Source organism: Pseudomonas sp. LS-2 (assembly GCF_003605735.1).
In the GTDB taxonomy this organism is placed as follows: Bacteria; Pseudomonadota; Gammaproteobacteria; order Pseudomonadales; family Pseudomonadaceae; genus Aquipseudomonas.
Map to the genome: position 1 here is coordinate 70,136 of NZ_QXTJ01000002.1, position 24,359 is coordinate 94,494.

24 protein-coding genes are annotated in these 24,359 nt (G+C 61.2%); 14 read left to right on the forward strand and 10 right to left on the reverse strand.

Annotation, left to right across the window (positions count from 1 at the left end):
• The first annotated feature begins 31 nt into the window (after nucleotides 1-31).
• Both yghU and D3M70_RS01170 read left to right on the forward strand, forming a co-directional pair.
• The gene (gene yghU, locus D3M70_RS01165) at nucleotides 32-871 is read left to right on the forward strand and encodes a glutathione-dependent disulfide-bond oxidoreductase (RefSeq protein ID WP_120123658.1); all 840 of its coding nucleotides are present in this window, start codon (nucleotides 32-34) and stop codon (nucleotides 869-871) included.
• Nucleotides 872-1,043: 172 nt separating this feature from the next.
• Nucleotides 1,044-1,982 carry a Dyp-type peroxidase gene (locus D3M70_RS01170; RefSeq protein WP_120123660.1) on the forward strand — a complete coding sequence of 313 codons (939 nt, stop codon included), beginning with the start codon at nucleotides 1,044-1,046 and terminating at the stop codon, nucleotides 1,980-1,982.
• Between the two features lie 46 nt (nucleotides 1,983-2,028).
• On the opposite strand, the gene D3M70_RS01175 is transcribed toward D3M70_RS01170, so the two are convergent.
• Complete coding sequence (locus D3M70_RS01175) at nucleotides 2,029-2,385, reverse strand: hypothetical protein (RefSeq protein WP_133306428.1); 357 nt, start codon at nucleotides 2,383-2,385, stop codon at nucleotides 2,029-2,031.
• A gap of 216 nt (nucleotides 2,386-2,601) precedes the next feature.
• Here D3M70_RS01175 and D3M70_RS01180 point away from each other — a divergent pair, with 216 nt between their 5' ends.
• Nucleotides 2,602-3,036 carry a GFA family protein gene (locus D3M70_RS01180; RefSeq protein WP_120123663.1) on the forward strand — a complete coding sequence of 145 codons (435 nt, stop codon included), beginning with the start codon at nucleotides 2,602-2,604 and terminating at the stop codon, nucleotides 3,034-3,036.
• 114 nt (nucleotides 3,037-3,150) lie between these two features.
• Entirely contained in the window at nucleotides 3,151-5,355 is a 2,205-nt protein-coding gene (locus D3M70_RS01185) for an OsmC domain/YcaO domain-containing protein (protein ID WP_120123665.1), read from the forward strand.
• 197 nt (nucleotides 5,356-5,552) lie between these two features.
• On the opposite strand, the gene D3M70_RS01190 is transcribed toward D3M70_RS01185, so the two are convergent.
• Nucleotides 5,553-6,512 (reverse strand): threonine dehydratase, encoded by a 960-nt coding sequence (locus D3M70_RS01190; RefSeq protein WP_120123667.1) that lies wholly within the window; start codon nucleotides 6,510-6,512, stop codon nucleotides 5,553-5,555.
• A 96-nt stretch (nucleotides 6,513-6,608) separates the two neighbouring features.
• On the opposite strand from D3M70_RS01190, the gene D3M70_RS01195 reads away from it, so the two are divergent.
• On the forward strand, nucleotides 6,609-7,415 hold the full coding sequence (locus D3M70_RS01195; RefSeq protein WP_375232907.1) for a helix-turn-helix transcriptional regulator: 807 nt from the start codon (nucleotides 6,609-6,611) through the stop codon (nucleotides 7,413-7,415).
• Here D3M70_RS01195 and D3M70_RS01200 read toward each other — a convergent pair.
• Together D3M70_RS01200 and D3M70_RS01205 are read right to left on the reverse strand one after the other, a co-directional pair.
• On the reverse strand, nucleotides 7,372-7,581 hold the full coding sequence (locus D3M70_RS01200) for a DUF2986 domain-containing protein (RefSeq protein ID WP_120123670.1): 210 nt from the start codon (nucleotides 7,579-7,581) through the stop codon (nucleotides 7,372-7,374). The genes D3M70_RS01195 and D3M70_RS01200 overlap by 44 nt on opposite strands.
• A gap of 81 nt (nucleotides 7,582-7,662) precedes the next feature.
• Entirely contained in the window at nucleotides 7,663-8,592 is a 930-nt protein-coding gene (locus D3M70_RS01205) for a LysR family transcriptional regulator (protein WP_120123672.1), read from the reverse strand.
• A 285-nt stretch (nucleotides 8,593-8,877) separates the two neighbouring features.
• On the opposite strand from D3M70_RS01205, the gene D3M70_RS01210 reads away from it, so the two are divergent.
• From D3M70_RS01210 to D3M70_RS01220, 3 genes are read left to right on the forward strand one after another with little or no spacing between them, the layout of a single operon-like run.
• The gene (locus tag D3M70_RS01210) at nucleotides 8,878-10,314 is read left to right on the forward strand and encodes an NAD-dependent succinate-semialdehyde dehydrogenase (protein WP_120123674.1); all 1,437 of its coding nucleotides are present in this window, start codon (nucleotides 8,878-8,880) and stop codon (nucleotides 10,312-10,314) included.
• An 11-nt stretch (nucleotides 10,315-10,325) separates the two neighbouring features.
• Entirely contained in the window at nucleotides 10,326-10,661 is a 336-nt protein-coding gene (locus D3M70_RS01215; RefSeq protein WP_120123676.1) for a carboxymuconolactone decarboxylase family protein, read from the forward strand.
• A complete protein-coding gene (locus D3M70_RS01220) occupies nucleotides 10,658-11,668 on the forward strand; it encodes an NAD(P)H-quinone oxidoreductase (RefSeq protein ID WP_120123678.1) in 1,011 nt (336 codons plus the stop codon). Before D3M70_RS01215 ends, D3M70_RS01220 begins: the two co-directional genes overlap by 4 nt.
• 645 nt (nucleotides 11,669-12,313) lie before the next feature.
• Here D3M70_RS01220 and D3M70_RS01225 read toward each other — a convergent pair.
• From D3M70_RS01225 to D3M70_RS01235, 3 genes are all read right to left on the reverse strand, one after another.
• The gene (locus tag D3M70_RS01225) at nucleotides 12,314-12,775 is read right to left on the reverse strand and encodes an Hsp20 family protein (RefSeq protein WP_120123680.1); all 462 of its coding nucleotides are present in this window, start codon (nucleotides 12,773-12,775) and stop codon (nucleotides 12,314-12,316) included.
• A 243-nt stretch (nucleotides 12,776-13,018) separates the two neighbouring features.
• Nucleotides 13,019-13,522, reverse strand: coding sequence for a thioredoxin family protein (locus D3M70_RS01230; protein ID WP_120123681.1), 504 nt, complete (start codon nucleotides 13,520-13,522; stop codon nucleotides 13,019-13,021).
• Nucleotides 13,523-13,769: 247 nt separating this feature from the next.
• The gene (locus D3M70_RS01235; protein WP_256659655.1) at nucleotides 13,770-14,645 is read right to left on the reverse strand and encodes a LysR substrate-binding domain-containing protein; all 876 of its coding nucleotides are present in this window, start codon (nucleotides 14,643-14,645) and stop codon (nucleotides 13,770-13,772) included.
• A 174-nt stretch (nucleotides 14,646-14,819) separates the two neighbouring features.
• Here D3M70_RS01235 and D3M70_RS01240 point away from each other — a divergent pair, with 174 nt between their 5' ends.
• The 4 genes from D3M70_RS01240 (at nucleotide 14,820) to D3M70_RS01255 (ending at nucleotide 18,973) form a co-directional block, all read left to right on the forward strand.
• The gene (locus D3M70_RS01240) at nucleotides 14,820-15,692 is read left to right on the forward strand and encodes a transketolase (protein ID WP_120123683.1); all 873 of its coding nucleotides are present in this window, start codon (nucleotides 14,820-14,822) and stop codon (nucleotides 15,690-15,692) included.
• Nucleotide 15,693: 1 nt separating this feature from the next.
• On the forward strand, nucleotides 15,694-16,695 hold the full coding sequence (locus D3M70_RS01245) for a transketolase family protein (protein WP_120123685.1): 1,002 nt from the start codon (nucleotides 15,694-15,696) through the stop codon (nucleotides 16,693-16,695).
• A gap of 12 nt (nucleotides 16,696-16,707) precedes the next feature.
• Nucleotides 16,708-17,553, forward strand: a complete 846-nt coding sequence (locus tag D3M70_RS01250; RefSeq protein ID WP_120123687.1) for an NAD(P)-dependent oxidoreductase — start codon at nucleotides 16,708-16,710, stop codon at nucleotides 17,551-17,553.
• An 88-nt stretch (nucleotides 17,554-17,641) separates the two neighbouring features.
• Nucleotides 17,642-18,973: an MFS transporter gene (locus tag D3M70_RS01255; protein ID WP_120123689.1), complete on the forward strand. Its 1,332-nt coding sequence runs from the start codon at nucleotides 17,642-17,644 to the stop codon at nucleotides 18,971-18,973.
• A 135-nt stretch (nucleotides 18,974-19,108) separates the two neighbouring features.
• Here the strand turns inward: D3M70_RS01255 and D3M70_RS01260 are convergent, their stop codons facing one another.
• A complete protein-coding gene (locus D3M70_RS01260) occupies nucleotides 19,109-19,411 on the reverse strand; it encodes a DUF1330 domain-containing protein (protein ID WP_120123690.1) in 303 nt (100 codons plus the stop codon).
• A gap of 95 nt (nucleotides 19,412-19,506) precedes the next feature.
• Nucleotides 19,507-20,175, reverse strand: coding sequence for a type 1 glutamine amidotransferase domain-containing protein (locus tag D3M70_RS01265; RefSeq protein WP_120123692.1), 669 nt, complete (start codon nucleotides 20,173-20,175; stop codon nucleotides 19,507-19,509).
• A 135-nt stretch (nucleotides 20,176-20,310) separates the two neighbouring features.
• On the opposite strand from D3M70_RS01265, the gene D3M70_RS01270 reads away from it, so the two are divergent.
• The gene (locus D3M70_RS01270) at nucleotides 20,311-21,219 is read left to right on the forward strand and encodes a LysR substrate-binding domain-containing protein (RefSeq protein ID WP_120123694.1); all 909 of its coding nucleotides are present in this window, start codon (nucleotides 20,311-20,313) and stop codon (nucleotides 21,217-21,219) included.
• 6 nt (nucleotides 21,220-21,225) lie between these two features.
• Here the strand turns inward: D3M70_RS01270 and D3M70_RS01275 are convergent, their stop codons facing one another.
• Nucleotides 21,226-21,660 (reverse strand): GNAT family N-acetyltransferase, encoded by a 435-nt coding sequence (locus D3M70_RS01275; protein ID WP_120123696.1) that lies wholly within the window; start codon nucleotides 21,658-21,660, stop codon nucleotides 21,226-21,228.
• A 293-nt stretch (nucleotides 21,661-21,953) separates the two neighbouring features.
• Here D3M70_RS01275 and katG point away from each other — a divergent pair, with 293 nt between their 5' ends.
• Entirely contained in the window at nucleotides 21,954-24,218 is a 2,265-nt protein-coding gene (gene katG, locus D3M70_RS01280; protein ID WP_120123698.1) for a catalase/peroxidase HPI, read from the forward strand.
• The last annotated feature ends 141 nt before the right edge of the window (nucleotides 24,219-24,359 follow it).

Sequence of the window (24,359 nt, forward strand, 5' to 3'; positions counted from 1 at the left end):
GACCGCAGTGACTCACCAAGAGGTTCGTTCGATGTCCAAAGCAGCTTATGTTCCGCCCAAGGTCTGGAAAAACGAGGCCGCGTCCGGTGGCCAGTTCGCGAGCATCAATCGGCCGGTCGCCGGCCCCACCCACGAGAAGACACTGCCGGTCGGCACACAGCCGTTCCAGCTTTACTCGCTGGCAACGCCCAATGGCGTGAAAGTCACGATCATGTTCGAGGAACTGCTGGCGCTGGGGCATAAGGATGCCGAATACGATGCCTGGCTGATCCGCATCGGTGAGGGTGATCAGTTCTCCAGCGGTTTCGTCGAGATCAACCCCAACTCCAAGATTCCTGCCTTGCTGGACCGCAGCGTCGAGCCGCCGGTTCGTGTCTTCGAATCTGGATCGATCCTGCTGTACCTCGCAGAAAAATTCAAAGAGCTGCTGCCGTCGGATCCCGCTGGCCGTACCGAAACCCTGAACTGGCTGTTCTGGCAGATGGGCGCGGCGCCATACCTGGGCGGCGGTTTCGGCCATTTCTACGCCTATGCGCCGGAAAAAAACGAGTACGCGATCAATCGCTTCACGATGGAAGCCAAGCGTCAGTTGGACGTGCTGGATCGTCGTCTGGGCGAGAGCGCGTATCTGGCCGGCGATGCTTATACCATCGCCGATATCGCCGTGTGGTCCTGGTACGGCCAGTTGGTGCTCAACAACGTGTACTCGGCTGCCGAGTTCCTCGCTGCCGAGGAGTACACCCACGTGCAGCGCTGGGCGAAGGAAATCGCCAAGCGCCCCGCGGTGGTTCGCGGGTTGCGGGTAAATCGTACTTGGGGCGATGAAGACAAACAGGTCCCTGAGCGGCATTCGGCGTCGGACATCAGCTGATGCTCATGGCAGTGGTTGCCCTGTAGCGCCCCTGCTTGCGGGCGAAGGCGGTGGGTCAGTTGGCATCGCTCACTGACCCTGCGCCTTCGCCAGCAAGCCGGATTGTATGTTTAGACTCCCACAAATGAATCGCATGCCCAATGCTCGACCCCTTTCAGGAGCCTGTGCGCCCATGATGAAAACAACCCCCTATCCGCAGGGCGTCGATGTGCCGATCACCAGTAGCGCCATTTTCATGGTCGCAACTATCGCGCCGGGCGCCGAGTCCGCCGAGAAGGTCAAAGCGTGGTGCGCCGACATCGCCGGGTTGGTCCGGGCGGTCGGCAAACGCGTGCCGGACGGCAATCTGTCCTGCGTATGCGGTTTCAGTTTCAATGCCTGGGATGCGTTGTTCGGGAGCACCCGACCGGCTTCTTTGCACAACTTCCGCGAGTTCGGGGTAGAAGGGCGCAAGGCCATCGCCACCCCCGGCGACATCCTGATGCACATTCGCGCTGACCGGATGGACCTGTGCTTCGAACTGGCAACCCAGTTGCTGTTGCCGCTGGGCGACGCCGTTACCGTGGTCGAAGAAGTCCACGGCTTCCGCAATTTCGATATGCGCAGCATGGTCGGTTTCGTCGATGGCACCGAGAACCCGGTGGGCGATAGAGCCGTCGATGCCACCATCGTCGGTGATGAGGACCCGACCTTCGCGGGCGGAAGTTACGTCATCGTCCAGAAGTACCTGCACGACATGACCGCCTGGAACAAGCTGACGGTGGAACAGCAGGAATTGGTCATCGGACGCAAGAAACTGTCGGACATCGAGCTCGACGATTCGGTCAAGCCCAGCAACTCCCATAGCGCTTTGACGGTCATCGAGAAGGACGGCAAAGAGGTCAAGATTCTGCGGGACAACATGCCATTTGGCCGACCGGGATCCGATGAATTCGGCACCTACTTCATCGGCTATGCACGGTCCCCCGAACCCTTGGAGCAGATGCTGGAAAACATGTTCGTCGGACGGCCCGTGGGCAATTACGACAGGCTGCTGGATTTCAGCAGGGCGGTGAGCGGCGCGCTGTTTTTCGTACCGTCCTCGGACTTTCTCGAGGCGCTCGGCGAGTGAGCCGAGGGCGGTATCTGATTCAGCTGCCGCCAGCCGTGTGCCGCCATCAGCTTCTCAGATCAGTGTTGTTTTCGCTGCCGCAGGGCAGGTTAGGTTTCTCTTCCGGGTGAAATTCACCCGACAACGCCAGTTCGTTCGAACGTGCAATCACGGCCTGCTCGACGTGAGTGACCGCAGTCTCATCATCGAGACGGTCAACAACCACCCACAACCTTGGAAGATTCTGAAAATACAGGTCGTCGATTTCCACGTCCTGCGTCAGCTCGCGCTTACCACGCCACAAGCACATGCGTTCCGAAGTCTCGGGGTCCTGCGGCCAGCGCTCGGAAGTCGTCAGCCAGACCTCGTGATAATCCTGAAGGTCGATCGTTTCCAGTTTTTCCAATGGCACAAAAGTATTCACGATGTCACCTGTAAGCGAGTGGGTTCCAAGAGACAAGCTATCTGCTGTCCGTGCCTGCCCCCGGTGCCTGAGCACCGTTCCAGAGGCGTACAGCTATATGGCCGGGTTTGGCCCTGTGAGTTCCATGAATCTGTTCGCAAGCGGTCACGACTGTTGCTATGTTTCCTCGGGCCAAGTCATTGCTCGGCATCCATCCCCCTGAGGAAAACTACCGTCATGAACAAAAATATTGAGCACATAAAAGGCCAGTGCCATTGCGGCACGGTGCAGTTCGAAGTTCGTCTGACTGACGGGCTGCACACGGCGCGACGCTGCAACTGCTCTTATTGCCGAATGCGCGGCGCGGTGGTGGTCAGTGCGCAATTGGCGGATCTCAAGATCACCTCAGGCGAGCAGGCGCTGACGCTCTATCAATTCAACACCAAGGCCGCGAAGCACTATTTCTGCTCGAACTGCGGCATTTATACCCATCACCAGCGCCGCTCAAGCCCCGAGCAATACGGCATCAACGCTGCGTGCCTGGAGGGGATCAGCCCGTTCGATTTCGAGGAAGTGCCGGTCAACGACGGTGTACGCCATCCCATGGATCACACCGACCGCCCCGCCGACGGGTTGATCGGGACGCTGAAGTTCATTCCGAGCAACCGATGACCGCTTGCCGACGAGGAACACCGCCAGCGAGTCCATGAGCCGACGAAAACCAAGACTTCCGTCGCAAAAGCCGGATAATGGCGCCCAAATCGTTTTCTCGCTTGTGGTACCCCCATGGAAATCAAGGTCAACTTTCTCGACAATCTGCGACTCGAAGCCAGGTTCGACGACTTCACGGTGATTGCCGATCAGCCCATTCGCTACAAGGGCGACGGTTCGGCACCGGGGCCGTTCGATTACTTTTTGGCGTCTTCGGCGCTGTGCGCGGCGTATTTCGTGAAGCTTTACTGCGAAACGCGCAACATCCCCACCGACAACATTCGTCTGTCGCAGAACAACATCGTTGACCCTGAGAACCGCTACAACCAGATCTTCAAGATCCAGGTCGAGCTGCCGGCCGACATCTCGGACAAGGACCGTCAGGGCATCCTGCGCTCCATCGACCGCTGCACGGTGAAGAAAGTGGTTCAGGCAGGCCCGGAGTTCGTGATCGAACAGGTCGAGAACCTCGACGCCGATGCCCAGGCGTTGTTGATGCTCGATGCCGCGTCGGATGCCGCCACGTACATTCCGGGCAAGGACCTGCCGCTGGAGCAGACCATCGCCAACATGTCGGGGATTCTGGCGCGTCTGGGGATGAAGATCGAGATCGCCTCGTGGCGCAATATCGTGCCGAACGTGTGGTCGCTGCATATCCGCGATGCGCACTCGCCGATGTGCTTCACCAACGGCAAGGGCGCGACCAAGGAAAGCGCGCTGGCCTCGGCGCTGGGGGAGTTCATCGAGCGCCTTAACTGCAATTTCTTCTACAACGATCAGTTCTGGGGCGAGGACATCGCCAACGCAGCGTTCGTGCATTACCCCAACGAGCGCTGGTTCCTGCCGGGTCCCAAAGACGCGCTGCCCACCGAGCTCCTCGACGCGTATTGCCTCAAGATCTACAACCGCGAGGGCGAACTGTTGGGTTCGCATCTCTACGACACCAACTCGGGCAATACCCGGCGCGGTATCTGTTCGCTGCCGTTCGTGCGTCAGTCGGACGGCGAGACGGTGTACTTCCCGTCCAACCTGATCGAAAACCTGTACCTGAGCAACGGCATGAGTGCCGGTAATACCCTGGCCGAAGCCCAGGTGCAGTGCTTGTCGGAGATTTTCGAGCGCGCGGTCAAACGCGAAATTCTCGAAGGCGAGATCGCGTTGCCGGATGTGCCGCAGGACGTGATCGCCAAATACCCCGGCATTCTGGCTGGGATTAAAGGCCTGGAAGCACAGGGCTTCCCGGTGCTGGTCAAGGACGCATCGCTGGGCGGTGAATTCCCGGTGATGTGCGTGACGCTGATGAACCCGCGCACCGGTGGCGTGTTCGCCTCGTTCGGCGCCCACCCGAGTCTGGAAGTGGCGCTGGAGCGCAGCCTGACCGAGCTGCTTCAGGGGCGCAGTTTCGAAGGCCTCAACGATCTGCCCCAGCCGACGTTCGAAGGCCAGGCGGTGATCGAACCGAACAATTTCGTCGAGCACTTCATCGACTCCAGCGGCGTGGTCTCGTGGCGCTTCTTCAGTGCAAAGGCTGATTACGATTTCGTCGAGTGGGACTTCTCCGGGCAGGGTGAGGACTCGAACGCCGAGGAGGCCGCGACCCTGTTCGGCATCCTGGAAGACATGGGCAAGGAAGTGTACATGGCGGTGTACGACGACCTCGGCGCCACCGCCTGCCGTATCCTGGTGCCGGACTATTCGGAGATCTACCCGGTCGACGACCTGATCTGGGACAACACCAACAAGGCGCTGGCCTTCCGCGCCGACATCCTCAACCTGCACAGCCTCAGCAAAGTCGGCCTGAGAAACCTTGCCAAGGGGCTCGAAGACAGCGAACTGGACGATTACACCGACATCACCACGCTGATCGGCATCGAATTCGACGACAACACCGCCTGGGGCCAGTTGACGATTCTGGAGCTGCGATTGCTGATTTACCTCGCCTTGCAGAAGTACGAGCAGGCGAAGGATCTGGTGGAGGCGTTCCTGCAATACAACGACAACACCGTCGAACGCGGTCTGTTCTATCAGGCGGTTAACGTGGTGCTGGAAACCGAGCTCGACGACGATCTGGAACTGGCCGACTACGAAGTCAATTTCCGCCGCATGTTCGGCAACGAGCGCATGGACGCCGCCATCGGCTCGGTTAATGGCAGCGTGCGCTTCTACGGCCTGACGCCGACCAGCATGAAGCTCGAAGGCCTCGACCGGCATTTGCGCCTGGTGGAAAGCTATAAAAAGCTGCACAGCGCCCGGGCCCGAGCGGCGGGGCTCAGCGACTGATAGTGACCCCGCAGGCGCGGCGCGTATTCGATCTGTCGGAGTTGGCTTGCTGGCGAAGGCGTCTTCATGATCGCTGCCGCCGGCAAGCCGTGCTGCTACAGATGAATCAATACGGCGCTGGCAAGCCGTGCTGCTACAGATGAATCAATACGGCGCTGGCAAGCCGTGCTGCTACAGATGAATCAGCGCTTGATCGTTCACTCAGCAATCACCGCGGCATACACCGATCGGTCGATATTGCCCCCTGACAGAATGACCCCCACTTTCTTCCCCTGCATTCGCTCACGCTCCTGAACGAGCGCCGCCAGCGACGCCGCGCCGGCGCCTTCGGCGAGGTTGTGGGTGTCGGTGTAATAAATGCGCATGGCCTCGGCGATCAGCGCTTCGCTGACCGACACCATCCGTTGCGCGCCTGTAGCATAAACGGCGAAGGCTTGCGGAATCGGTTTGCGCACCGCCAGACCATCGGCGAAGGTATTCGCCGAAGCGGTTTCCTGCAGCGTGCCGGCTTCGAACGACAGCTTCGCAGCGGCGGCCTCTGTTGAAACCACCCCGACGACTTCGGTGCTCAGCCCCAGCGCATCCCGGGCCGCGATCACCCCGCAAATCCCCGACCCACAACCAATCGGCACGTAAACGGTATCCAGATCGGGCGCTGCCGTGAACAGCTCCAGCGCGTAGGTCGCCACGCCCTTTACCAGTTCGGTATGGAATGGCGGCACCAGATAGAGCCCCTGATCGTGCGCCAGCCGTGCGGCCTCTTCACGCGCCTCATCGAAATCCCGGCCGTGTTCGACCACTTCACTGCCAAAGCCGCGCATGGCGGCGTTCTTTTCCGTGGAGTTGCCTTCCGGCACCACAATCAGTGCCCGCAACCCCTGAGCCTTGGCCGCCAGCGCCAGGCTCTGCCCGTGGTTGCCGCGAGTGGCGGTGACAATGCCGGTCACCGCCGGATGCTCGCGTCTGAGCCAGTGCATGAAGGTAATGCCGCCGCGCACCTTGAACGCGCCGGTGGGGGTGTGGTTTTCATGCTTGACCCACACCGTGCAGCCCAAACGCTCGGCCAGCAGCGGCCACGGATATTGGGCTGTGGCCGGCATGACCTGATAAACGAGGCGGGCGGCGTGTTCGATAGCGTCGCGAGTCAGTCTGTGCATGAGCGGCTTTCCAGAGGGTTTGCCCAGTCTAGGCAGGGACACCGTTTGCCGGCTTTCAAAAAACTGACCTGACTTTTCAGCCCTCGCTTCACTACTATGCGGTGCATGAAGCCTGGAAACGATCCTTCGCCCGCGTCACCCTCCGAACCGCTGCGCCGAGTGGCAGCAGGGCCGTGGGCAATCGAGTTACTGCCGGGGAGTGCTTACGCCGCCCGTTATGTCGCAGCGCAATCGGCGATTGGTTTTGCCTTCGACAGCCAGTGCGGGCTGCACGCCATTGGCACTGACCGCGTGCGACCTTTCGTTGCCGTGCCCAACGGGCTGGCGTTCGTGCCGGTCGGTTGCGACGTGTTGTCCGAATCTCCCGAGGGCGGTGAGTACCTGCGCGTGGTACGCACCGACGGCGTGACGCTGGATGGGGAGCGGGCCTTCAATAATCGCATCGACCCCCACGCCACCCAGCTCGCCCGGCGAATGCGCAGCGCGCTGTTGCGGGCTTCGGTGTCGGACGACTGGGAAACCTGGGCCGTTGAACTGGCCGCGCGGGCTCGGCATCACGAAGCATTGCCGGCACCGCCGCTCAATGCCTTGACCGCCAGCCGGATGCGTTTGCTCGATGAGTTCATCGACGCAGGCCTCGGTGATGCGCTGGGCGTCCAGGCGATGGCACAGTTGCTGGGATTATCCGAGGGCTATTTCATGCGGGCTTTCAAGGCCGCAACCGGGCAAAGCCCCCACGGTTACCTGATCGACCGTCGTCTGGCCAGGGCACGGGCGCTGATGCGCGATTCATGCGCCACGCTGGCGGAGATTGCGCAGGCCTGCGGCTTCAGCTCCCAGGCCCACATGGCCACGGTTTTCAAACAGCGGCTTGGGGTGAGTCCGACGCAACTGCGCCAGTGATCCCTTGGCTTTCGGAGGAGGGAGGGGCGACTTCGCTGGCCTCAGCCGCGAGCTTCAACCGGTCGGCTTTGCTGATGTACTTGTTTTTATTGGCCGGGGCCAGCTTGGCGCTGGCCTTTTTGGCGTTCGCTTGCATCAGCTGTTTAATCTTCTTGCGGCGATTCATGTCTGTTACCCGGCGTGTCACGTTTCGAATGGCGCAAGCTTAATGGATTGACGCACGCGGGGGCAGGGCTGCCGACGAGCATCAATCGCCGATGAGTGCGCGTGCCGTGTCCGCGAGTTCTTCGCCCACTCTCGCTTTGAGGGTCTCGATGAAGCGGGTGATCTTCGCATCGACGAACTGCCGCGACGTGTACACGGCGTACACGTTGCGCTCATACGTGTGGTAGTCGGGCAGGACGCGCACCAGTTTTCCCGAGCGTAGGTCTTCGATGGCCGAGAACCCCGCCAGCAGGCCAATACCGGCGCCGGCACGAACGGCGACTGCCATGGCGTCCATGTCGTTCATGCTGAAGCCAGGCCCCGTGGGCACGAACGTCGCGGTGCCGGTTTTGCTCTTCAATTGCCATTCGTCCCGCGCGTAATCGACGGTACTGAGCAGCAGGCACGGGTGATCGACGAGGTCTTCCGGCACGACGGGGGCTGCGTGTTCCGCCAGGTATTCGGGCGCAGCCACCAGCACGCAATGACTGACGCCGATCTTCTGGCTGATGTAAGCGGAATCGGGCAGCGTTCTGGCAATCAGAATCGAGACATCGAGCTGGTCCTCCAGCAGGTTCGGCATCCGTTGAGAGAGCAGCAGATCGACGGTGACCTCAGGAAACGCCTTGCGGTATTCAACAATCGCGCAGGTCACCAGATGGCGCGCCAGACCGGGCACGCAATGCACGCGCAGGGTGCCTTTGGGTTCGAGCAATGCACTGCTGGCTTCGGCTTCGGCGTTCTCCAGATCGGCAAGGATCTTCGTACAGCGCTCATAGAATCGACGGCCCGCGTCGGTGACGGACAGACGCCGCGTCGAACGTTGCAGCAGCCGGGCATCGAGCAGGTTCTCAAGCGCGGAAACGGCACGGGACACGTTGCCGACCGTCGAGTCCAGATGGTTCGCCACCGCCGTGAAACTGCCCATCTCCACGACCTTCACGAATACCGACATGTTTGAAAGTTTGTCCATCCGACTCTCCCTTATCTATTTGCCTGCTGTGGGATGACGAGGCTTGGGTAGGCGCGCCGTCCGATGATCACCGGCCGGGGGCGCGGGGGGAACTCAACGGTCGCCGGCGATATTACCTCTCGACACAACATTGATTCCCTCCGGGCCCACTCAATCAACCGGGGCTCTGTCCATAGACTGGGTTGCACAGGCCGCCTGCATCGGCATCGCCGAACGGCCATTGAGGGCGTTGATTCAATCGACGCGCCTTAACCGAATTCCTGACAACCCTATGAGGCCATGCCCATGAATACGTCCTACGACTCGCTCTATCTGTTTATCGGTGGTGAATGGATCAGCGCCGATGGCCGCGACACCGCGTCCGTCGTCAATCCTGCCACCGAAACCGAAATCGGTCGCGTGCCCCTCGCCACCGCAGATGATCTGGACCATGCGCTGGACGTTGCGCAGGCCAGTTTCGAGGTCTGGCGTCGGACAGTGCCCGATCAGCGGGCGAAGATTCTAAAGCGCGCAGCGGATCTGATTCTTGAACGGGCGTCGCATATTGCTTCGCAAATGACGCTGGAAGAGGGCAAGCCCCTGAGCGAAAGCATGGACGAAGTCACCCGCGCCGCTGAGTATTTCGAATGGTTCGCCGAAAGCGCCCGGCGCATCGATGGCCGTGTCGTGCCGGCCAACCGTCCGGGTGTGCTGCAACTGGTCAAGCGTCAGGCCATCGGCCCGGTCGCGGCGTTCACCCCTTGGAACTTCCCGGCCATCACCCCGGCACGCAAGCTGTCAGCGGCACTGGCCGCAGGTTGCAGTGTCATTCTCAAACCCGGCGAAGAAAGCCCTTCTACAGCGCTGGCGCTGGCCCGGGCCCTGGATGATGCGGGATTGCCCAAGGGCGTTCTCCAGGTGGTGTTCGGCGTGCCGGATCAAGTCTCCAGCCATCTGATCGCCTCACCGATCATCCGCAAGGTGACGTTCACCGGCTCCGTGCCGATCGGGCGTTTGCTGTCCGCCCGAGCGGCTGAAGGCGTCAAACCCATCACCCTCGAACTGGGCGGTCATGGTCCGGTGCTGGTCTTCGAAGATGCCGATGTCGAGAAGGCGGCGGTGGAAGGGGTCGCCAACCGCTTCCGTGGTACCGGGCAGGTCTGCATCTCTTCGACGCGATTCCTGGTTCAACGCGGGGCCTATCAGGCGTTCGTCGAGCACTTCGTCAGGGCCACCAACGCCTTGAGAATCGGCAACGGCCTGGACTCAAACACCCAGGTCGGGCCACTCGCCAACCCTCGGCAACTGGCCAAAATGCAGGAGCTGATTGCCGATGCGGTCGACAAAGGCGCGCGGGTGCTGGCCGGCGGTAAACGGCTGCCGGGCCAGGGCTTCTTCTTCGAACCCACCGTGCTGGCCGATGTGCCGATGAACGCCCGGGTCATGCACGAGGAACCCTTTGGTCCCATCGCGATATTGATGCCGTTCGACGCGCTTGAAGACGGGCTCAAGGAAGCCAATCGCTTGCCCTACGGCCTGTCCGCCTATGCATTTACGTCCAGTGCCCGTACTGCCATCGACGTCGCCGACGGCCTGGAGGCCGGGATGATCGGCATCAACCAATACCGCATTGTCGCCACTGAACTGCCCTTCGGTGGCATGAAGGAAAGCGGCCATGGTTCCGAAGGTGGCATCGAAGGCATCGAACACTACCTGACCCACAAATTCATCAGCCAGATCTGAGGACTCCCATCATGTCGACTCTCAATTTCAGCAGCCCCCGCGAAGCGGCGAGAGCGTTCACCCCCAAACTGTCGGCGTTCGTCGATTCCACCCTCTACCCGCAGGTCTGGAGCGATCCGGAGCTGTCGCCTCGGGACCGCAGCCTGATCACGGTTGCTGCGCTGATCGCCGGTGGTCATGCCGAAGAGCTGCCTGCGCACTTGCGTCGGGCGGTGAGTAACGGTGTCACGCCCGAGGAACTGTCCGCAGCGATCACACACCTGGCGTTTTACGCAGGTTTTCCAGCGGCCATCACCGCGTCCGCCATTGCCAACGCCACCCTTGACGAATCGGAGAAGCAAGCATGAAAGCCATCATCATCGACACCTTCGGCGATGCCGACGTCCTGAAACTCAACGACGCTCCCAACCCTGAAGTGCGTCCTGCCGATCTGCTGGTGCGTGTGCATGCCGCCGGGGTCAACCGGGCTGATCTGACCCATCGCACTGGCGGCTACGGGCGCCCCAACTTTGGCGACTCGCCGATCATCGGCCTGGAAATCGCCGGCGAAGTCATCGAGAAGGGCAGTGCGGTGGTCGGTTACGAAGTGGGCGACCGGGTCATGGGCGTCGTGGGTGGCGGGGCGTATGCGGAGCTGGCGCGCATCGATTACCGCATGGCCATGCCGATTCCTTCGCAGCTGGATTACGTTCATGCGGCGGCCATCCCGGAAGTGTTCGTCACCGCCCATGAAGCGATGATGCACCTGGCGCGACTCAAGTCAGGGGATTCGGTGCTGATCCATGCCGCCGCCGGCGGCGTGGGTTCCGCAGCCGTGCAACTCGCTTACGCCACGGGTGCCACGGTGTATGCGACCACCGATGGCAGCAAGCTGTCCCGTGTCGAGCATCTGGGCGCTGACGTTGCCATCGATTACAAGACCCAGGATTTCGCCGCTGTCATCGCCAGCAAGACCCTGGGCCGGGGTGTCGACGTCGTCATCGATTTCGTCGGCGATGCCTACTTCGAGCGCAACATCGCGTCCCTCGCCAAGGGCGGCCGCCTGATTCAGGTCGGCATCCTCGGCGGCGGGGGCGAGGTGAAGGTAACGCTGGAGCAGATTCTTTACCGCCATTTGCAGATCATCGGCACGGTCATGAAGTCCCGCACCCAACCGGAGAAACACGACATGATCAAACGCTTCCGCGAACACTGGCTCGAACGTTTCGAAGGCGCCGGAAGCCTGGAGCCGGTGGTGGACAGCACGTTCCCGCTGTCACGCGCCGCCGACGCCCATCGCCGAATGGAGTCCTCGGAAAACGTCGGAAAGATCATCCTGACGATGCGGCCTGAGGATCTGGTTGCAGGCGCCTGATGTCGCTTCAGATTCTGCCGAAGCGGCTCAGTGTTCACTGCCGCTTCGCGCCAGATCGTCGGCAAGCCGGCCTCCCACGCCTTCGGCAGAAGCAGATCGGTGTCGATTGAATGATTTCGACTCTGCCCAAAGAGCGTGGGGGCCCCCCACGCCTTTGGCAGAAGCAATGCGGTGTCAGCGGCAGAGCTTTTGATTCTGCCCAAACGGCGTAAAGCCTGCCACGCCTTCGGCAGAAGCAACGCGGTGTCAGCGGCAGCGCTTTTGATTCTGCCCAAGGGCGTAAAGCCTGCCACGCCTCCGGCAGAAGTAACGCGGTGTCAGCGGCAGCGCTTTTGATTCTGCCCAAGGGCGTAAAGCCTGCCACGCCTTCGGCAGAAGCAATGCGGTGTCAGCGGCAGCGCTTTTGATTCTGCCCAAAGGGCGTAAAGCCTGGCACGCCTTCGGTAGAAGCAGATCGGTGTCAGCGGCAGCGCTTTATGATTCTGCCCAAGGGCGTAAAGCCCGCCACGCCTCCGGCAGAAGTAACGCGGTGTCAGCGGCAGCGCTTTTGATTCTGCCCGAAGGGCGTGGGAGCCCGACTTGTCGGCGATCGGCTGCGCAGCAGTCGTAGAGTAGCCTCTTCAATCTGCCGGATCCTGCGCGTGCTCAATGACGCTTGAGTCGCCAGCGATCAGGCCCCTCACCGGGGCCGTTGATGCTGATCCGTCGGGCTTTTGATTCATCCGGCACGACGCGTAGCAGAAAGACGATCAACAGGCCGCTTTCGAAGGTCGCGCCCTGGACTTCGATGTGATCGGCCAAGTGAAACACCAGACGAAACGCCCCGTGGGCAATGCCCTGATGCAGATAGGTCGCGCCGGCGTCGGTCTCCCGTTCGCCGCCGCTGACGGTCAGCACACTCTTCTCGATCTGAAGGTTCAAGTCGTCCGCCGACAGCCCTGCGGCGGCGACGACGATGCGGTAATGATCGTCGCCATAGCGTTCAACGTTATGCGGTGGGTAGCAACTGGCTTTTTCGCCATGCAGGGCCGACTCAAAAAAATCATTGAAACGGTCAAAACCTACTGATTGACGGAACAGCGGTGCCAGTGAACTTGCAATAGCCATGTCAAAATCTCCTGGGCGTTGCGCAAGTGATCAAGACGCGAGTCGCTTTTCGGCTCAGCACGCCATTGAGTAAGGCTCACCGGCCGGAAAACACAAGGCGAGTTACGAAATTTCGCAGTGGCGAGAAGGCTGTAGCAATACGGCTTGTCGGCGGTAGCGATCACAAGGCCGCCACCGCCGGCGAGCCGGACTGCTACAGGATCGAGGGGTGTCTGACGCTTCTGTGTCAGAAGGCGTTGACGGTCAGCATGCGGCTTCGAAAATATTCAGGAAATCCTGCACGGTGCTGTCCAGATACTTTCCGGCGCGGTAGTCCGGTTTCAATGCGTCGCCCCCGTCAATCACCTCTAGCGGGCGCTCGATGAAGCGACCCACCGGCTGAAAACCATCATCAAGCACCAGCACGAACGGGATCGATATGCGGTCCAGCTCCAGACGCTGCTTCAACTCGTCCTCGGCCCGACCCTTGGTGATGATCGCCAGATCGATATTCGGTTGAACACGCTGCAGAAAATCCATGACGCTGACGTTGATCTGGCAATCCGGGCACCACATTTCGCCTGCGACCAGCAGGTGGAAGCGGCGGGTCACAGCGTTCAGACGCTGCAGACTGGCCGGGCTGATCGCGTCAGGTGCAGCGAGCTTTTCCTGAATGCGCCGAACGGCGGCGATTTCCGCCGACATGCCACGGCTGACGAACGAGTCAAAACTCTCGCCGAAAGTGAAAAGTTCCTGGTAGGTGATCATGCTGAGTGCTCTGTTGGCTTTACATTGCCGCATCCCAGCAGAAATGGCCGGTGGCGGCAACCGTTGCGAATCCAGTCACCGCAGATCCAGGTCCACCGCGATCCCTGTAGGAGCAATCGGAGGTTACGACGGTCGCGAAGCGGTGGTTTAGTCGATACCTGCATGGCTGATCCACCGCTATCGCGAGCAAGCTCACTGCGACAAACGGATTGCCGCGTTTGTCATAGGTCGCGGCAGGTCGCTGGGATCAAAGCGGCGCGCGCACGCCCAGTTCATCCAGCAGCCATTTCCTGAACACCTCAGCCCCCTCATGTCGCGTCCGCCGCTTCGGATACACGAGGTAATGACCGATGTACTGAATGTCGTGGGTCATGCTGCGCAGCGGGGCGACCAGGTTGCCGGCGGCCAAGTCGCGCTCGGCCAGCAGGGTGGATTCCAGCACCACGCCCATGCCGTTGACTGCGGCGGCGATTGCCATGTGGCTGCGGTCGAAACGCAAGGCGTAGTGGTGTGGCGGCATCAGATGGTTGGCCTCGAACCAGCCTTTCCATTGCAGCATCTGCACATCGCACTGGATCAGCGTGTGGTCGTACAGGTCCTGAGGGCTGTGAATGCGTTCGGCCAGTGCAGGGCTGCACAGCGGTGTCAGATGCTCGACCGCCAGCGGCACCTTTTCGTTGAGCGCTGAGCGTGGTTCGCCGTAAACCACATCCAGGTCGAAATCGTCATTTTCGAACTGGGCGTAATCCGTGTTGGCCGAAAACCGAAGGTCGATACTCGGGTGAGCCCGAACGAAGCGTGGCAAGCGCGGCATCAGCCACAACATGCCAAAGCTGGGAGCTGTGTGCAGCCGCAGCGGTGGCGGTTCCTCAGCGTTGGCCAAGGCAAAGCCGCGCTGCATTTCATCGAGTCCGCGCTGCACGTGTTCCAGCAGCAGGCGCCCTTTAGGCGTCAGATTGACCTCGCGGGTCGTGCGCTCGAACAACTGCAGACCGATGGCTTCTTCAAGTTTGCGGATCGAATGACTGACCGCGCTGGAGGAAATCCCCAATTCGTTGGCGGCCTGGTTGAATGAGCCGCTGCGACCGGCAGACTCGAACACCCGCAGCGATGAGAGCGGCACACGGCGAAGCGCCTGGATTGATGAATTTTGCTCACTCATTATTGTAAAAATGTCTTTTGTAAGGGTTGATTTCTGGATGTTAGCTTGATTCCAGGTGCTATGTAGACGGCTTTGATGAATTCAGAACAGCAGTCGCTTGCAAGCTCTCACCACAAAAACAAGCAGGAATCAATAATGACAACAATTCCTCAACGCGCCGAGGCGGCTGCAGATCCGCTTCAACGCGTCGCCTATCACGCCTGGCGCATCCGCCGTTTCGCCCTGCGCATGGGTGAAGTTCAAGGGCAGGGTTACGTCGGTCAGGCGCTGGGTTGGGCCGATGTGCTCGCCACCGCTTACTGCCACGCGATGAAGGTTCGTCCCGGCGATCCCGATTGGGAAGGCCGAGACCGGTTTCTCCTTTCCCACGGCCACTACGCGATTGCGCTCTACGCCGCACTCATCGAAGCGCAAGTCATCCCTGAAAGCGAACTGGACACCTATGGCTCGGACGACAGCCGTCTGCCGATGTCGGGTATGGCGAGCTACACGCCGGGCATGGAAATCTCCGGTGGCTCCTTGGGCCAGGGTTTGCCGATCGGGGTGGGTATGGCACTGGCGCTACGCATGAAGGGCAACCCTGCCTGGGTATTCAACTCGATGTCCGATGGCGAGCTGGACGAAGGCTCGACCTGGGAAGCGGCGATGTCGGCGGCGCACCACAAGCTCGGCAACCTGATCGCGCTGGTCGATCTGAACAAGCAACAGGCCGATGGCAACTCCCACGAGATTCTCGATTTCGAGCCGTTGGCAGACAAATGGCAGGCCTTCGGCTGGCATGTGCAGCGCGTCGATGGCAACGATCCGGGCGCCGTATTGAACGCCTTCGATCAGGCCATGGCGCTGCCGGAAGCGAAACCCCGCGTGATCCTGTTCGATACCTTGATGGGCAAGGGTGTGGACTTCCTGGAGACCCGCGAAAAAAACCATTTCATCCGGGTCGAGCCTGAAGAATGGCAAGCGGCGATCAACGTTCTGGATGCCAATTACGACCAGGGGAGACACTGAAATGGGCGCTGAAACCTTGCAAAAACCGCGTTTGACCACGTCCGCAATGATCGCGTCTATCGCCAGTGAAGGGCAGCGTACCGAAACCGCTCCGTTCGGGCATGCGTTGGTCGCGGCAGCACAACGTGATTCGCGCATCGTCGGGATGACCGCGGACCTTTCCAAGTACACCGACCTGCACATCTTCGGCCGCGAGTTCCCCGAGCGTCATGTGCAGATGGGCATGGCCGAGCAACTGTTGATGGCCGCCGCGGGAGGGATGGCCAAGGAGGGGATGATCCCGTTCGCCACGACGTACGCAGTGTTCGCGACCCGGCGTGCCTACGACTTCATCCATCAGGTGATCGCCGAGGAGAACCTCAACGTCAAGATTTGCGCCGCGCTTCCAGGGCTGACCACCGGGTATGGTCCGAGCCACCAGGCGACTGACGATCTGGCGCTGATGCGCGCTGTGCCAGGGTTGACCGTCATCGACCCGTGCGACGCGCTGGACACCGCTCAGGCGGTGCAGGCGATGGCTGAACATGAAGGCCCGGTTTACATGCGTCTGCTGCGCGGCAAGGTGCCGCTGGTTCTGGATGAGTACGACTATAAGTTCGAACTGGGCAAGGCCAAATTGCTGCGCGATGGCAAGGATGTGCTGATCATCTCCAGCGGCATCATGACCATGCGTGCCCTGGAAGTTGCCCAATTGCTGGGGGATGGCAGCGCCGATGTCGCGGTGTTGCATGTTCCGACCATCAAGCCGCTGGACGAGGCCACCCTCATCGAGCAATGCCGTCGTAGCGGCCGTCTGGTAGTGGTCGCCGAGAACCACAGCACGGTCGGCGGTCTTGGCGAAGCCGTAGCGTTGACGTTGATGAAGGCGCGGGTCAATCCCGAATTCCGCCAGATTGCCTTGCCCGATGCGTATCTCGATGCGGGCGCGCTGCCCACATTGCACGACCGGTATGGCATTTCCACCGAAGTCATGGCGGCCAACATTCGCCAGTGGCTGGTTTGAGGAGCGCACTCTATGAACGTTGCATTCATAGGTCTGGGTGCCATCGGCCTGCCAATGGCACGGCAGATTCACCAGGCGGGGCACGCGGTGATTGGTGTCGAACTGAGCGAAGCCGGACGCGCCGCGGCACACGCCGCGGGTATCGAAGCCAGTGGCGACTGGCGTGCGGCCATTGACGCCGATGTCGTGGTGGTGATGGTGGCCACGCCTGCCCAACTGGACGCTCTGGTGAGCCAGTGCTCGGAACTCAAACCCGGCCAGCACTGGGTCATCATGAGCACTGTGGGGCCGGCGTCTGTTCGCGAACAATCCATCAGGCTTGAGGCCAAAGGTGTGCAGGTCGTGGACGCACCGGTAACCGGTGGAGTCGCTCGCGCCGAGACGGGCAGCCTGCTGATCTTTGCTTCCGGTGCGCAAACGGCCATCGATCATGTCGAGCCGGTGCTGCGGGCCATGGGTAATGTACGTGCGGCCGGTGCCAGTGTCGGCGATGGCCAGGCCATCAAGGTGGTGAACCAGCACCTGTGTTCGGTGCACCTGGTGGCCGCAGCCGAAGCGCTCAGTCTGGCGCGCTCGCTCGGGCTCGATCCTGCTCATGTACTGGATCTGGTTCAAGGCGGTGCCGGTGGCTCGTGGATGCTCTCGGATCGCGGGCCCCGAATGCTCGAAGGCACCGACACCCGGGTCACCAGCATGGTCGACATCTTCGTCAAGGACAGCGGCCTGGTGGCGTCCGAGGCACGGGCGTGCGATGCGCCGGTGCCTTTGCTCGACATTGCCCACGAGCGCTTCAGCACTGCATCGCAATCAGGCCTGGGAAGGCGCGACGACAGCCGGGTGATCGAGACCTGGCGATAGGAAGCTTCACGGTTTTACGGTTCTTTGCATAGCAAAAGGGCAGGGTCGCGCCTGCCCACTACAACAACAATAAAATCCGGAGAATGCCATGAGCAGATCCCCTACAGCGCCAACCCGGCCACACAACAAGGCGGGCAAAGTCTCTTTTGCCTCAATGATCGGTTCGGCCGTCGAAAGTTATGACTTCTTCATTTACGGTACGGCCGCTGCTGGCTGGTTCGGCCGCGTTTTCTTCCACACCACCGAGCCCATCGTCGGCATTCTTGCGGCGTTCGCAACCATGGCCGTGGGGTTCTTCATGCGCCCGCTGGGCGGCTATCTGGCAGGGCATTTCGGTGACCGGTTAGGACGCAAAACCGTGCTGCTCTGGTCGCTTCTGGCCATGGGTGGCGCAACGGTACTGATCGGCGCCTTGCCCACCTATGAGCAGGCAGGCGTACTGGCGCCGTTATTGCTGATTCTGCTGCGCATGATTCAGGGCATCGGTTTCGGTGCCGAATGGGGCGGTGCCGTTTTGATGGCCTGCGAGCACGCTCCAGCCAACCGCCGTGGGTTCTTTGGCGCAGTGCCGCAAATCGGCATTCCCCTGGGGCTGTTGATGGCCAACGGAGCCTTTCTGTTGTCGGCAGCGTTGTTCGAAGGTGACTGGGTCTGGCGTGCGCCGTTCCTGGCCTCGGTGATCATGGTCGCGGTCGGCATGTGGATTCGTCTGGGTGTGAGCGAGTCGCCGGAGTTCGAAAAAGCCAAGGCGGAAAACACGCTGATCCGTCAGCCCGCACTGCAAGTGATCCGCAACGACTGGCGCAAGGTTTTGCAGATCGCCGGCCTGCGTCTGGCGGAAACCGGTGGTTATTACATCGCCACCAGCTTCATGCTCTCATACGTGTTGTTGGCCGGAGTGGCGAGCAAGGAAAACGTGCTCTGGGGGACGATGATCGGTTCCGCACTCGGGCTTGGCAGTCATCTGTTCTTCGGGGCGTTGAGCGACAGGATCGGGCGCAAGCCGGTATTCCTGCTGGGGTCTTTATTCACCATCGCTTTCGGCATCCCGATGTTCATGATGATCAACAGCGGTGTAGTGATCATCGTGGTGGTCGCCGTGGCGTTGGCACTGGTGCTCAGCCACGATCCGATCTTTGCGGTGGAGGCCAGTTGGTTCACCGAACAGTTCCCGGCCAATGTGCGGTCCTCGGGGATTTCTCTGGGCTACAACTGTGCTTCGTTGATCGCAGGCGCGTTGCCCTTCATTGCCACCGCACTGTTCGCCAAAGTCGGATGGATGGGGCCGGCCATTCTGTTCAGTCTGCTAGGGGTGGTGTCGACGTTGTGCGCGCTGAAAATGCGTGAGACGGCACCCGCAGTGGCGAAGGATCCGCAGCCGATGGAGCACGGCGGTTCGGTCGTCAATCAGGCGGTCTGAAACAGGCGGGAGGCCGCGAGACAGTGGTCGGCCTCGCGACCGTCGTAACCTGCGATTGCTCCTGGAGGTATCGCGTCCGACTGTGCCATTGCTGTGGGCGTGAGCAAGCCGGACTGATCAGGTATCGAACCGGGGTCATGCCTGAACGGCGTCGACCCCTTCAACCAGCAGCATCCGGTATTCCGCGCCCTTGAATCGGTGCTGGCGCGCTTCGGTGTAGGCCGGACTTTCATACCAGGCGCGGGCGGCGGCCATGTCGGGGAAGCGCAGGATTGCGACACCTTCTGCCGATGGCCCTTCCAGCACATCCAGTTCGCCATAGAACGCCAGGCGGGTAATGTCGTGACCGGTGCGAGCGGCGGGGGCCGTTTCGGCGTAGCGCTGCATCTCGGCGGCGTCGGTGGTTTTTTCACGGATGAAAATAACGTATGCGGACATCGGGTGCTCCTGAGGCTAACTCTGGAAAATAGTGGCTTGGTGTTCAGTGGGGGGCAGGACTGCTACAGACGCCTGTAGCAGTCTCGCGGTGAATCTCAGCGCAGCGCCTCGACGATCACTTTGGCCAGGGCGCCACCGGACGCCGGATTCTGACCGGTCATCAGACGCCCGTCGACCACCACGTATTCCTGCCATACATCGGCCGACTGGTACTGGGCACCTTCGGTACGCAACGCGGTTTCCAGCAGGAAGGGCACGTCGTCCTGGGCATAGCCGGATTCCTCGTCATTCGAGAACCCGGTCAGCTTGCGACCCTGAACCAGCGGCGTGCCGTCGTCCAGTTTCGCGCCCAGCAGCGCAGCGGGGCCGTGGCACACGGCGGCGACGATCTTGCCACCGTTCCAGGCGCGTTCGACGACACGCTGGATTTCCGGATTATTGGCGATGTCCACCATCGGCCCCAGGCCGCCCGGGAAGAAGACCGCGTCGTAATCCAGAACGTCGACTTCCGACAATTTGCGGCTTCGGGACATGCGGCGGATCGCGGCGCTGTTGCGGAAGGCCAGTTGCGCCGGATCGCTCTCGTCGTAGCCGTCTTCCGGCGGAGTGCCGCCGAGCAGCGAGGCATATTCGACGGCCACACCAGCGTTGGCGAACACCTCGTAAGGATGCGCGACCTCAGGGAAGAAGTAGCCAGTGCTGCGATGGTTCGGGCCGATTTCGGCGGTGTTGGTCAGGACGAACAGAACGTGTTTGATGCTCATGGCGAATTCCTCGTGGTCGGGCGGCTGCTGAAAGTGATTGGGTGAATCCCTTTGGATGAGCTAACTTTGCGCCATTCTCAGATATTCGAGAAATTTACTTATATGATTCCAGATATTCACAGGACGTTATAAGTCATGCGCTACGACCTTAATCTATTGCCGGTTTTCATGGCCCTCATGGAAGAGCGCAGTGTCACCCGCGCCGCTGCACGGCTGGGCATCACGCAGCCGGCCTTGTCCAATGCCCTGAACCGCCTTCGCGACACCCTGCGCGATCCGCTGTTCATCCGTGAGCGCTATGGGATCAAACCCACGCAGTTCGCCGAAGAAATTGCGCCGACGATTGTCGAGACCCTGACCCGCCTGGATGAAGTCATTTTGGGGCGCCAGCATTTCGATCCTGCAAGCTCAACGCGTCAGTTCAACATCGCGCCGAACAGCTACGTCGAAATCGTGCTCTTGCCGAGGGTGATTGCCCGGTTGCGGGAACTGGCGCCCGGGATCAAGGTGGCGCTGGCACCGTTCGGCAGCGACCTGGCGGAAACAGGGGTCAGCTCCGGGACGACCGACATGGCGCTGGGGCGTATCGTCGATCCGCCCGATAACCTGATCGTTCAGCACCTGATGGACGATGGTCTGGCCTGCGTCGTGCGCGCTGACCATCCCGAAATCGGCGACAGCCTGTCACGCACGCAATACGAGGCGCTGCGCCATGTCAACGTCCTGCCACCGGGGCGAATCCGCGTCGGGTTGTTTCAGGCGCTCGACCGGCAAGGCCTGCGACGGGAACTGGCGATCTCGGTGACGCACTTCCTCGCGGTGCCGGAAATCATTGCGATGACCGACTACTGCGCCACGCTGCCGCGCCTGATCTGTAACCAGATCGCCAAGGACTCGCGGCTCAAGGTGATCCCGGCCCCGGTCGATCTGGGGACCTTTCCGGTGGACATCGCCTGGCATGTCCGCTATCGCAACGACCCGGCGCATCAATGGCTGCGGCAGATACTGGCGGAAACGGCGAGCGCGCTCAGCGGCGATGCCTGAGGTGACTCAAGCGTTCTCGTTGCCGGGGCGGGTGAACGAATAGCGGTCGATGTCCTGCCGCAAGGTCCAGCCCTGATTGCGCCAGTAGCGGGCGGCTGCGTCATTGCCTTTGAGCACGTCGAGATGCGTCTTGCCAATGCCCAGCGCTTCCAGACTCGCCAGGCAGCGCTGCACCAGCGCATGGGCGATGCCCTGACGCCGGAACGCGGGCAGCACCAGCAGATGCTGCAGGTAGCCGCGTCGCCCGTCGTGACCACACATCACACAGCCACAGAGCCCGGCATCGCTTTGGGCAACGAAGCTCATGCCGGGGTTGCGTTGCAGGTAGCGTTCGGTGGCTTCGCGGGAGTCGGCATCCCGCAGCGAGATGCCGGGGGTGCTGCTCATGAGGGCGATGACGGCGTCGTAGTCATCCATCGTCATGACACGAATGTTGATCATGGAAAAACCTGTCGAATGTCGGATCGGGCAGGTTACCAGAGCGCTTCGAGGTCATTGTGACAACGGCATGTCGGAAAACGAGCGTGCTGACAGTCTCTCTCTATCGTGTCGCAATGCTTTGACTATTAGAACTCTGGCAGAACGGGTCTACCCTTGATCTAGCGTCGGCCAAGGCCGTCCAGTTGAAACCTGATCAGGCGATAAGAATAAGCACCTTGTGCTACTGAGTTGACGCATCTGTCTGGTGCTCGGAAGGGCGCTGCCGATGCCTACGATCAAAGGTAGATCAAAACATGGCAACCGAATCGAAATGCCCCTTCAACCACGCAGCCGGCGGTGGTACCACCAACCGCGACTGGTGGCCGAACCAACTGAATCTGAAAATCCTCCACCAGCATTCGTCCCTGTCCGACCCGATGGGCGAGACGTTCGACTATGCGAAAGAATTCAAGTCACTGGACTTTGCCGCGGTCAAGCAAGACCTGCTGGCCGTCATGACCCAGTCCCAGGACTGGTGGCCGGCGGACTTCGGTCATTACGGGCCGCTGTTCATCCGCATGGCCTGGCACAGTGCCGGGACGTACCGCACCGCTGATGGGCGAGGCGGGGCGGGGGCCGGGCAGCAGCGTTTCGCGCCGCTCAACAGCTGGCCGGATAACGTCAGCCTCGACAAGGCCCGTCGACTGATCTGGCCGGTCAAACAAAAGTACGGCCGCAAGATCTCCTGGGCCGACCTGATCGTGCTCACCGGCAACGTCGCGCTGGAGTCCATGGGCTTCAAGACCTTCGGCTTTTCCGGCGGCCGGCCGGATGTCTGGGAGCCCGATGAAGATGTCTATTGGGGTTCGGAGACCACGTGGCTCGGCGGTGAAGAGCGCTATGGGGCGCACAAGGAAATGGAACAGCCGGGCCAGGGCGATCTGGTGGCCGAACCGGCCAAACACGGCGAAGAAAGCAGCCGCACGGACGGTGATCGCACTCTGGAAAACCCGCTCGCTGCGGTGCAGATGGGCCTGATTTACGTCAATCCGGAAGGCCCTGACGGCCATCCGGACCCGGTCAAGTCCGCCCACGACATCCGCGAAACCTTTGGCCGCATGGCGATGAACGACGAGGAAACCGTGGCGTTGATCGCCGGTGGCCACGCGTTCGGCAAGACCCACGGCGCAGGCCCGGCCGACAACGTAGGCGCGGAACCCGAAGCGGCAGGTCTGGAAGAGCAGGGCTTTGGCTGGCGCAACAGATTTGGCACCGGCAAGGGTGGCGACACCATCACCAGCGGGCTGGAGGTGACCTGGACCTCTACGCCGACCCGATGGAGCAACGAGTACCTGGAAAACCTGTTCGGCTTCGAATGGGAACTGGACAAGAGTCCGGCCGGCGCCAATCAATGGAAACCCAAAGGCGGAGCGGGTGCGGGCCAGATTCCACACGCTCATGACCCGAGCAAACGTCAGGAACCGCGCATGCTGACCTCGGACCTGGCGCTGCGTTTCGATCCTGAGTACGAGAAGATTTCACGGCGCTTCAAGGACAATCCCGAACAACTGGACGACGCGTTCGCTCGCGCCTGGTTCAAGCTCACCCACCGCGACATGGGGCCGCTGGCGCGTTACCTCGGACCGGAAACCCCGACCGAGGAACTGCTGTGGCAAGACCCGATTCCGGAGGTCACCGGTGCGCTGATCGATAACGACGACGCCACCGCGCTCAAGAGCAAAGTCCTCGAATCAGGCCTGACCGTCTCGGAGCTGATTTCAACCGCCTGGGCAGCGGCTTCGACCTTCCGGGGTTCCGACAAGCGCGGCGGCGCCAATGGCGGGCGGCTGCGTCTGGCGCCGCAGAAGGATTGGGCGGCCAACCAGCCGGAACGGCTGAGGAAAGTGTTGCAGGTCCTGGAGCGCATTCAGGGCGAGTACAACGGCGGGGCGAGCGGCAAGAAAATCTCGCTGGCTGACCTCATCGTCCTTGCCGGGAACGCGGGTGTCGAAAAGGCGGCGAGGGAGGCGGGCCAGAGTGTGACCGTACCTTTCTCGCCGGGCCGTGCGGACGCTTCTCAGGAGCAGACCGACGTCGAGTCCTTCGGATTCCTCGAACCGATCGCCGATGGTTTCCGCAATTACCTCAAAGGCCAGTACAAGGTGTCTGCCGAGAAGTTGCTGGTGGACAAAGCGCAACTGCTGACCCTGTCCGCGCCGGAAATGACGGTCTTGCTCGGTGGCCTGCGAGTGCTGGGGAACAATGTCGGGGAGAGCAGGCATGGAGTCTTCACCACACGTCCCGGCGTGCTGACCAACGACTTCTTCAAGAACCTGCTGGACATGAGCGTGGAGTGGAAACCCACCTCGGGCGCCAACGAGACGTTCGAGGCCAGGGACCGCAAGACCGGTGAGGTCAAGTGGACGGGCACTCGGGTCGATCTGGTGTTCGGTTCCCACGCCCAGTTGCGGGCGTTGAGCGAGGTGTATGGCAGCGCGGATGCCCACGAGAAATTCGTGAAGGACTTCGTGGCGGTCTGGACGAAAGTGATGAACCTGGACCGCTTCGATCTGGCCTGAGGTTCGCGCCGCGCCGAATAACGACGCCTCCCTCGTGGAGGCGTTTTATTGCCCACAAGATCTCTATTCCCGCCGGGAATGCCCCCATGAAAAACCTGAATTTCCTTTGTTCCGCACATTCTCGTAGCGTGGCGTTTCCCT